We start from the raw sequence: 8,730 nt of genomic DNA, 5'->3' as shown, positions 1-8,730 counted from the left end.
GTCGGGGCTATGGGTCCTGTGCTCAACCCGTTTTACCTGAATGCCGGGTTGGAAAAAGAGGAACTCATAGGCACCAAAACCGCAAACTCCTTTTTTATGGGGCTTGGGCAACTTAGCGGGTACAGCTTTTTTGGGCTTTTGGAAGGCGTTTACTGGGCTTATGGAATCTCTTTGGGCACAGGGGCAATCCTGGGAAATATTATTGGCAAACAAATTCTTAGCCGGATATCCATTAGTGGCTTTCGAATTTTACTACTGCTCTTTATGGTTCTCTCCGGGGGAATGTTAATATACACCGCCCTAAAGAGTCTTTGGGGTTAAAACCTATTCCCGTTCGAGACAGTAGCGGAGACCTCCAAGCAAATGCTCCCGGAAAACAGGGTTTTTAAATGTGGCTTCAGTATGACCCAGGCCCGTATAAAATGCGCGGCCTCCTAAGTTCTCATGGAACCATGCTATAGGATGATTATTCCCGTTTTTCCCGCCCTGGTAGCTCTTTTCATTGAGCCGTATTAAAATCTCGATATTGGGATTGATATTTTTAAAATTATACCATTCGTCATAATGTCTCCAGGATGGGCTCATGTGCGTTGTGGCGGGATGTTCCAGGTTTGTCACTAGTAATTCAGCCTCTTGCTGTTCCGGGTGACTTTCAAAATAAGCTCCCACCAGTTCACCGTACCACGGCCAATCGTATTCCGTATCTGTAGCTGCGTGGATCCCCATAAAGGCGCCACCGCCTTCTACGAAATTCTTAAAAGCTTTTTCCTGATCAGTTCCCAGCACGTCACCTGTGGTGCTCAAAAAAATGACCAATTGGTATTTTGAAAGGTTGACATCGTTAAATTGCAGGGAATCTTCAGTATGATCCATCAGGACACCTTCCTGTTCGGCGAATTCGCTTAATACGGCCACCCCTGTTTCTATAGAAGTATGACGAAAGCCATTGGTTTTTGTAAACACGAGCATACGTTTTGTATCCGCGGGATCACTTTCAGGGTTTTCTTGTGCACGGGTGCTTTCTGGTAGTCCTGAACACAGCAATAAAAGAAAATAAAGGAGTATGGAGTTTTTAGCGCTCATAGATAAAAGTAAATGTTGAACAAGAAATCTAGTATTAAAGAGGTCTAAGTCCGCTCCTGGGCCATAGACAGCAGGTATTGTTTTGGAGTTGTATGGTATTTCTTTTTAAAAGCAGCAATAAAGTGGCTCGCCGTACTGTATCCAACTTTCAACCCCACTTCGTTTACGTTAAACTTTCCGCTCTCGAGCATTTTCCGGGCCATCTCCATCTTGTAGTCAAAGAGAAAACTAAATACGGAATCCCCGTAAATCTGCTTAAAGCCCTCCTTTAGTTTTTTCAGGCTGAGCCCGATTTCATCGGCTAATTCCTTAAGTCCGGGGGGTTCTGCCATACGTTCTATCACAATGTCTTTGGCTAGCCGAATTTTTTGTACGTTTTCTTCGTCGGTCAAAAATGGGCATTGCTCATTTGCAGTCTCTGTACTGCGATTAAAATAAAGGGACAGGAGTTCATAAACCTTTCCTTTACAGTACAAGCCTCTGACGGATGGGTGAATTTGTTCGTTCCAAAGCTGACTCAGGATAATGGCCTGGGAGGGTGTCAGCGGATTTTGTTTATAGTATTTTTTATCCCGGTTCTCCCCGCTTAAAAAGGGAATGTAGTCGGCCTCTGAGGTAAAGAGGGCGTGGAATTTACGAATCCTCATAAGTACGGAAATAACAGAGGTTCCCGGGCTTAAGACGGTGTGCAGCGGGAGTTCGGTTTCGGGGTTATAGAGTAAAAGCGACTGGTTCTCGGGTAGGTCCAGGACATAATGGCCATTGTGATAGACAAACTGTGCATGGCCTTTAAGATTAAAGTGAAATTGAATAAATCGCTGGTCCACCTTGCGTTCGAGGCGGAAGGGATACGATTCTTGATTAAAGGCTTTCAAGAGCACAAAATCTGCAGAAATCGGTACCTCCTCAAAAGAACCGCTCGCGACATTTTTTTTAGGATCCGCCATGGGAATCAAAAGATTTTATTTAGAATCTTTCTAAATTGTTTTACTCTAAAGCACTATTAATTCTACAAAAATAGGGAATTGTACAGGGATATGCCAATAGAGGACTTTATAAAGCCCTGAACGTCATTTTATGATCCTACAGCGTTATTTTTGTCGAACTATTCCTTATATTTTTGCTGCACTACTATGAAGAAGTATCATATTTCAAGACATCCCCGGTTTATAGTGGTTGGGTTAAACTTCCGAAAGGCCGACGCGGTACTCCGGGGAAAGTTTTCGCTCAATGGGGATTCGGTGGATGGGATGCTACTTCAAGCCTTTGAAGAAGGAATCGATGGCATGCTCGTGACCAGCACATGCAATCGGACAGAAATCTACGGTTTTGCTTCTACGCCCCAACACCTGATTCGCCTGCTTTGCCATCATACCGAGGGCACAGAAGCGGCCTTTCAGGAGGTGGGATATGTCTATGAAAACCAGGAAGCTATTTCCCACCTCTTCAGGGTAGGGGCCGGGCTGGAAAGTCAAATCCTTGGGGATTTTGAAATCATCAGCCAACTCAAAAGGGCATTTAAGCGTTCCCGCCAGCACAATCTCGGAAATCCGTTTTTGGAACGCCTCGTTAATTCGGTTATACAGGCCAGCAAGCGCATTAAAAATGAAACAGGTATCTCCACAGGAGCCACTTCGGTGGCATTTGCCGCCGTGCAGTATCTCCTGGCCCGGGTGCCGCAGATTAGCGAACGGAGCATACTGCTTTTTGGTACGGGAAAGATTGGCAGAAATACGTGTGAAAATCTTATAAAGCACACCCGGAACCCGAATATCACACTTATCAACCGTACCCTGGAAACTGCCGAGGCTGTTGGAGGGAAGTTTAACCTCAAAGTGAGGGCCCTGTCGGAATTGCCAGAGGCCCTGGAGCAATCGGATATTATAATCGTCGCCACAGGGGCACGTAAGCCTACCATTAAACCCGGGATGATTCCGGGAGGCCGGCAGCGCTGGATCCTCGATTTATCGATTCCGGTCAATGTGAGTCCGGATGTTGGTAACAGTCCCGACACCACTCTGGTGCATATGGACCAGTTTTCCCAGATTACCGACACTACTTTGGAGACCCGAAAAGAACATATCCCGCAGGCCGAGAAAATCCTCGAGGAGATACAGTCCGAATTTAATTTGTGGCTGGAGAGTCGACGTTTTGCACCGGTAATCAAAGCTCTGAAGCTGAAACTTGAACATTTAAAAGAAGAAGAGATCGATTTTCAATCCAGGAAAATTGACGGTTTCAACAAAGATCAGGCGGAAACCGTTTCGGACCGCATCATCCACAAAATCACCCGACAATTCGCCAATCATCTCAAGGATTCGGACCACGATACCGAGGAGAGCCTGGAGCTCATTCGAAAGGTCTTTCAGCTCGAAATCGAGAACCTATGAGTAAAGGATTGCGAATAGGTACCCGGGATAGCGAATTGGCACTCTGGCAGGCCAATACGGTTCTCGACTATTTGAAAAAAGCCGGGCACAAAACGGAGCTTGTTCCTGTAAAGTCTACCGGAGACCTGGTTTTGGACAAACCGCTTTACGAATTGGGAATCACAGGTATTTTTACGCGAACCCTGGATGTCGCCCTTTTAAATGGTGATGTGGATCTCGTGGTCCACTCTATGAAGGATGTCCCGACGGCCCTGCCGGAAGGAATTGTACAGGCAGCGGTTTTAAAGCGTGCCAACCCGTCGGATATTATGGTTCACAAGGGGCTCGGCTTCCTTAAAGGGGAGGGTGTAGTGGCTACCGGAAGCCTGAGGCGCAAGGCCCAGTGGCTTCGTCGGTACCCGAACCATCAAATAGTCGATTTGCGCGGAAATGTAAATACCCGCTTGCGGAAATTAAAGGAGCATTCCTGGAATGCCGCTGTGTTCGCGGCAGCCGGACTGGAGCGAATTGGACTTCTTCCGCAATCTCATGCGGTACTGGATTGGATGCTTCCTGCTCCCGCCCAGGGGGCTATGCTGGTTGTAGCGCGTCAGGACGATGCGCGGGCCCTTGAAATCGCAAGGGAATTAAATGACAAGGACAGTGCGCTTTGCACTGCTGTAGAACGGGATTTTTTAAGAACGCTTGAAGGAGGATGCACTGCCCCCATCGGGGCACAGGCCACGTTGGAGGGCGGAAAGATGCATTTTAGGGGAGGTGTTTTTTCCCTGGACGGCCGCGATGAGGTGCGGAAAGAAAATACGGTGAGTTTGGAAAATGCACAAGGGTTTGGGGCGCAATGTGCTATGGAAATTCTCGATTCCGGAGGCGGGGCAATCATGGAAACCATTCGAAACAGGAATGTCAGATGAGGCATTTGCTGTCGACAAAAGTGCTGTCAGATTCAGAAATCCGTCAATTGGAGGCCGTGGGATGGCAGCTTGATCAGTATGATGCCATTTCAATTGAATTCCAGAAGACTACTGTAGCACCCGACGATCATCTGCTGATTTTTTCAAGTAAGAATGCCGTTGCAGGATTTTTCAATTCATTTTTGAAACGAAATCTTTCATCCTGCAAGTGCCTTTGTGTTGGAAATGGAGCAGCGGCAATGCTTACTGAAAAGGGCATGTCTGTGCTGGAATCCTATCCCACAGCAAAGGACCTCGCCGCCAGCCTTGAAAAAAATCACCCTTCGGACTCCATTGTGTATTACTGTGGGAATAGGAGACTGGACCTGATTCCCGACACCCTGGACGATTTGGGGCTTTCATGGCAGGAGGCGACAGTTTATAAGACACTACTCAACCCTAAAAAATGGGATCGGGTATATGATGCGGTCGTTTTTTTTAGTCCCAGTTCAGTGCAAAGCTATGTCGCTTTAAACCCTTTGGGGGCTGCTACGGGGTATTGTATCGGTAAAACCACTGGCGCTGCCCTGGAGAAATATACCCATCGTATTTTATTCCCGAAAACCCCGGATAGAAAAAGTTTAATGGATCTCCTGCTGTGCCGGGGAAACGAGTTAAAGTAAAAAACTATGTCTTCAGTTCTGAAAAATGATCTTTTCTTAAGAGCCCTTAAAGGGGAAAGTGTTACAAGGCCCCCGGTATGGATGATGCGACAGGCGGGTCGCTATCTTCCGGAATTTATTAAAATCCGGGAACAATACGATTTTTTTACGCGTTGCCAGACCCCTGAACTGGCCTCCGAGATAACGGTGCAGCCTATTCGCAGGTTTGGTATGGACGCAGCAATATTATTCAGCGATATCCTCGTGGTGCCCCAGGCGATGGAGATCCCATTTGAAATGAAACCCGGGGTGGGCCCCTGGCTGGAAAATCCTATCCGGACGCCTCAGGATGTGGAAAAGGTAGTGCTGCCGGACGTGGAATTTTCCCTTAAATATGTCATGGATGCGATCCGTATGACCAATGAAAAGCTTCAGGGCGAGGTGCCCCTGATCGGTTTTGCGGGTTCGCCCTGGACCATCTTCTGCTATTGTGTACAGGGGCAGGGCAGTAAGAATTTTGACCAGGCCAAGGCTTTTTGCTTTACCCATCCCCAAGCCGCCCATGCCCTGCTTCAAAAGATTACAGATACAACCATTGCTTACCTGAAGGCCAAGGTAGCTGCCGGGGTACATGCCGTCCAGCTTTTTGATTCCTGGGGAGGAATGTTATCCCCGGAAGATTACACAGAATTCTCATGGCAGTACCTCCAACAGATTGTGAGCGCATTGAAGGCTGAGGCCCCCGTAATCGTTTTTGGTAAAGGATGCTGGTTTGCCCTCGACACTATGGCCAAAAGCGGAGCTTCTGCCCTGGGAGTGGATTGGACCTGTTCCCCTGGAATGGCCCGGAAATTCAGCGGCGGGAAAATCACCTTACAGGGTAATTTTGACCCCTCCCGCTTGCTGTCTCCTCCTGAGACCATCCGAAAAATGGTACATGATATGATTAGGGCCTTTGGTAAAGATCGCTATATTGTAAATCTGGGGCATGGGATTCTCCCGAATATCCCGGTTTCTCATGCCGGGGCCTTTATTCAGGCCGTAAAGGAGTATGTAGAATAAGTCCCAAAGCGGGGGCTCTATAATCCGGTAAAAGGCATTTTTGAGCCTGGGTCGGCTAAAAAACTGTTTATGATGTTAGATATGCATTACAGGATATTCGTGTTGTTTTGCTTGCTCACCCTACCTGCCTTGAGTGGTCAGACAACGGACAGTCCAACTTCGGCAAAGGATACGTTGCCCGCCTTTATCCGTTATCCCGAAAAACTTACCACACGAACGCAGCTCACCTATGTTGGGAATAGTTTTTTGATACGAAATTTCAGTGATGATCGCTTTCCCCTTCCCGGGATAGAAGAGGGGGCTCAGCTAAAACTCGACCCGGTTTACAGTACACACCTCTCCTTTGTGGCCCAATTTCGTATTCTTGAACTCGGCTTTGGGTTTACTCCTAATTTCCTCAACGACAAGGACGCTGAGAACGCCAGGCAATTCAACCTACAGATTAAACTCTATCCCGGCAGATGGGCCTATGAATTTACTTTTCTGGATCAACGCGGATTCGAAGCGGGTGTCGAAGGGGAGGATTTGTATTTTCCCGGGGTCTCCACCTCAAAATTCCAAAATGTATTGGGGTATGTTTTTAATCCCAACTTTTCCCTGCGGGCTTTACAATCTCCAAATGAATGGCAGACCCGGAGTGCAGGAAGTTTTATTCCAAAAGGTTTATTTTCATATACACGGTATCGATTTGAGCACGACGGGACTGAAAATGCCTTCAATTCTTTTGATTTGGGGCTGGCTCCGGGATATTTTTATACCTGGGTATTGGGAGAGCGCTTTCTGTTATCTGCAGGCAATAATTCCGGAATGGGGATCAACATCCTGAATCAGGATGGGGAAACAAATGCTTATCTCCTCTGGGAAAGTGTTTTTCAGGCCTCTCTGGGGTATAACGACCAGCGTTTTTTTGCCGGGATCAACGGAACGTATAGTTTTATGGAACACGGGGCCGGGAACGAAATTCAGGTTTTTGACCGGGTGTATTTTGTTAGGCTCTTTGTGGGATACCGTTTTAACGCCCCTAAAAAATGGAATGAAAAAGCGGAACGCATCAATGAGAAATACGGCTGGGGTCCCTCAAATTAACAGTATAATAAAAAGGGCAGATTACAATGGGGGTTAAAGAGAGGTTTTATAGCTACATAGAAAAACTACAGGACAGTATAACGGCTGCTCTTGAAAAGGAAGACGGTAAAGCTAGCTTCAGGGAAGATTTATGGCTACGTGATGAAGGAGGGGGGGGACGCACCCGGGTGATAGAAAATGGACGGGTTTTTGAAAAGGGAGGCGTAAATATATCGGCCGTACACGGGCCATTGCCGCAGAGTATGCAGCAATACTTCAAGGTTGGCGATGTGGACTTTTTTGCCTGTGGACTGAGCCTGGTTTTACATCCTGTAAACCCTATGGTGCCTACTGTACATGCGAATTGGAGGTATTTTGAGATGTACGACAAAGGCGGTGCTATCGTGGATCAATGGTTTGGCGGGGGGCAGGATCTGACGCCTTATTATCTTTTTGAAGAAGATGCTGTCCACTTCCATAAGGTCTGCCAGGAGGCCTGCGACGCACATGACCCCTCCTTTTACCCGGAGTATAAACAAAAGTGCGATTCATATTTCTGGAATCACCACAGGGGTGAGGCACGGGGAATAGGGGGTTTGTTTTTCGATTACCTTAAAAGTACCGCCGATCGGACGATTGAGGATTGGGAGGCTTTTGTTACCGGGGTAGGTAATTCCTTCCTGCGCGCTTATATTCCCATCGTACAAAAGCGGAAAGAGCTGCCCTATGAAGCTCTGCAAAGGGAATGGCAGGAAATCAGAAGGGGGCGTTATGTTGAATTTAACCTGGTGCACGATAAGGGAACCTTATTTGGTTTAAAAACGAACGGTCGCATCGAAAGTATACTGATGAGCCTGCCCCCCAAGGTCCAGTGGCGGTATAACCATCACCCTTCAGAAGGGAGTGTGGAAGCGGCCTTGATAAAGGTGTTAAAATCGCCCCGGGAATGGGTTTAATGAGGGTATGTGGCTCCTGCAGATCAGACTTGTTTGCCTGGATAGCACAATAAGATTTTAATGGGAATATTTATGAGAACACAAACCATGTACCAGGCAGATGCCTTTTCTTCGGAGTTATTTTCGGGGAATCCGGCAGCCGTATGCATCTTGGATGCCTGGTTACCGGAGGCCCTGATGCAGTCTATAGCGGCAGAAAACAACCTGGCCGAAACAGCCTTTGCAGTCGCTGTGCCCGAAGGGTACGAAATCCGGTGGTTTACCCCCGAGACCGAGGTAGCACTCTGTGGGCATGCAACCCTGGCAACCGCCCATATCCTTTTTGAAACCGGAAAGGTCAGCACCGACCATATTCAATTTTCCAGCCGGGAAAGCGGGCTACTTCACGTAAAGAGCGATGGGGACTGGCTTGTGCTCGATTTTCCATCGGACCCCCCTGTAGCGGTTCAATTGCCCGAGGCATTAAGTGATGCTATGGGAGCCAGACCGGAAGCCTGTTTTAAGGGACAGACGGACTATCTTTTGATCTATAAAGACCAGGAGGAGTTAGATGCCCTAAACCCTAATTTTTTTAAGTTAAATAAAATAGACTGCCGCGGGGTTATCGCTTCGGCTCCCGGTG

At 47.6% G+C, this 8,730-nt stretch carries 10 protein-coding genes; 8 read left to right on the top strand and 2 right to left on the bottom strand.

Annotation, left to right across the window (positions count from 1 at the left end):
• On the top strand, positions 1 to 321 hold a 321-nt coding region (locus WBV75_RS12295; RefSeq protein ID WP_424120882.1), incomplete at its 5' end, for a TSUP family transporter.
• Between the two features lie 3 nt (positions 322 to 324).
• Here the strand turns inward: WBV75_RS12295 and WBV75_RS12290 are convergent.
• Both WBV75_RS12290 and WBV75_RS12285 read right to left on the bottom strand, forming a co-directional pair.
• Positions 325 to 1,083, bottom strand: coding sequence for a ThuA domain-containing protein (locus tag WBV75_RS12290; protein WP_424120881.1), 759 nt, complete (start codon positions 1,081 to 1,083; stop codon positions 325 to 327).
• A 44-nt stretch (positions 1,084 to 1,127) separates the two neighbouring features.
• Positions 1,128 to 2,030, bottom strand: a complete 903-nt coding sequence (locus WBV75_RS12285; RefSeq protein ID WP_424120880.1) for a helix-turn-helix transcriptional regulator — start codon at positions 2,028 to 2,030, stop codon at positions 1,128 to 1,130.
• 186 nt (positions 2,031 to 2,216) lie between these two features.
• Between WBV75_RS12285 and hemA the strand changes: the two genes are divergently transcribed.
• The 7 genes from hemA to WBV75_RS12250 form a co-directional block, all read left to right on the top strand.
• Entirely contained in the window at positions 2,217 to 3,473 is a 1,257-nt protein-coding gene (gene hemA / locus WBV75_RS12280) for a glutamyl-tRNA reductase (protein ID WP_424120879.1), read from the top strand.
• Positions 3,470 to 4,384: a hydroxymethylbilane synthase gene (gene hemC, locus WBV75_RS12275; RefSeq protein WP_424120878.1), complete on the top strand. Its 915-nt coding sequence runs from the start codon at positions 3,470 to 3,472 to the stop codon at positions 4,382 to 4,384. The genes hemA and hemC overlap by 4 nt, the downstream gene beginning before the upstream one ends.
• Entirely contained in the window at positions 4,381 to 5,046 is a 666-nt protein-coding gene (locus tag WBV75_RS12270; RefSeq protein WP_424120877.1) for a uroporphyrinogen-III synthase, read from the top strand. The genes hemC and WBV75_RS12270 overlap by 4 nt, the downstream gene beginning before the upstream one ends.
• A gap of 6 nt (positions 5,047 to 5,052) precedes the next feature.
• Complete coding sequence (gene hemE, locus WBV75_RS12265; RefSeq protein WP_424120876.1) at positions 5,053 to 6,087, top strand: uroporphyrinogen decarboxylase; 1,035 nt, start codon at positions 5,053 to 5,055, stop codon at positions 6,085 to 6,087.
• Positions 6,088 to 6,156: 69 nt separating this feature from the next.
• Positions 6,157 to 7,173, top strand: coding sequence for a DUF4421 family protein (locus WBV75_RS12260; protein ID WP_424120875.1), 1,017 nt, complete (start codon positions 6,157 to 6,159; stop codon positions 7,171 to 7,173).
• 26 nt (positions 7,174 to 7,199) lie between these two features.
• A complete protein-coding gene (gene hemF, locus WBV75_RS12255) occupies positions 7,200 to 8,108 on the top strand; it encodes an oxygen-dependent coproporphyrinogen oxidase (protein WP_424120874.1) in 909 nt (302 codons plus the stop codon).
• A gap of 72 nt (positions 8,109 to 8,180) precedes the next feature.
• A partial coding sequence (locus tag WBV75_RS12250) for a PhzF family phenazine biosynthesis protein (RefSeq protein WP_424120873.1) occupies positions 8,181 to 8,730 on the top strand: 550 nt, incomplete at its 3' end.

It is taken from the genome of Robiginitalea sp., assembly GCF_049588695.1.
Lineage (GTDB): Bacteria > Bacteroidota > Bacteroidia > Flavobacteriales > Flavobacteriaceae > Robiginitalea.
Note: the sequence above shows the minus strand (reverse complement) of the source record. Positions and strands in the feature narration are given on the sequence as shown.

What these genes read in the sequence shown, in the direction of transcription:
- WBV75_RS12290 (WP_424120881.1), bottom strand. Translation starts at nt 1,083, where the DNA reads ATGAGCGCTAAAAACTCCATACTCCTTTATTTTCTTTTATTGCTGTGT.
- WBV75_RS12285 (WP_424120880.1), bottom strand. Translation starts at nt 2,030, where the DNA reads ATGGCGGATCCTAAAAAAAATGTCGCGAGCGGTTCTTTTGAGGAGGTA.
- hemA (WP_424120879.1), top strand. Translation starts at nt 2,217, where the DNA reads ATGAAGAAGTATCATATTTCAAGACATCCCCGGTTTATAGTGGTTGGG.
- hemC (WP_424120878.1), top strand. Translation starts at nt 3,470, where the DNA reads ATGAGTAAAGGATTGCGAATAGGTACCCGGGATAGCGAATTGGCACTC.
- WBV75_RS12270 (WP_424120877.1), top strand. Translation starts at nt 4,381, where the DNA reads ATGAGGCATTTGCTGTCGACAAAAGTGCTGTCAGATTCAGAAATCCGT.
- hemE (WP_424120876.1), top strand. Translation starts at nt 5,053, where the DNA reads ATGTCTTCAGTTCTGAAAAATGATCTTTTCTTAAGAGCCCTTAAAGGG.
- WBV75_RS12260 (WP_424120875.1), top strand. Translation starts at nt 6,157, where the DNA reads ATGATGTTAGATATGCATTACAGGATATTCGTGTTGTTTTGCTTGCTC.
- hemF (WP_424120874.1), top strand. Translation starts at nt 7,200, where the DNA reads ATGGGGGTTAAAGAGAGGTTTTATAGCTACATAGAAAAACTACAGGAC.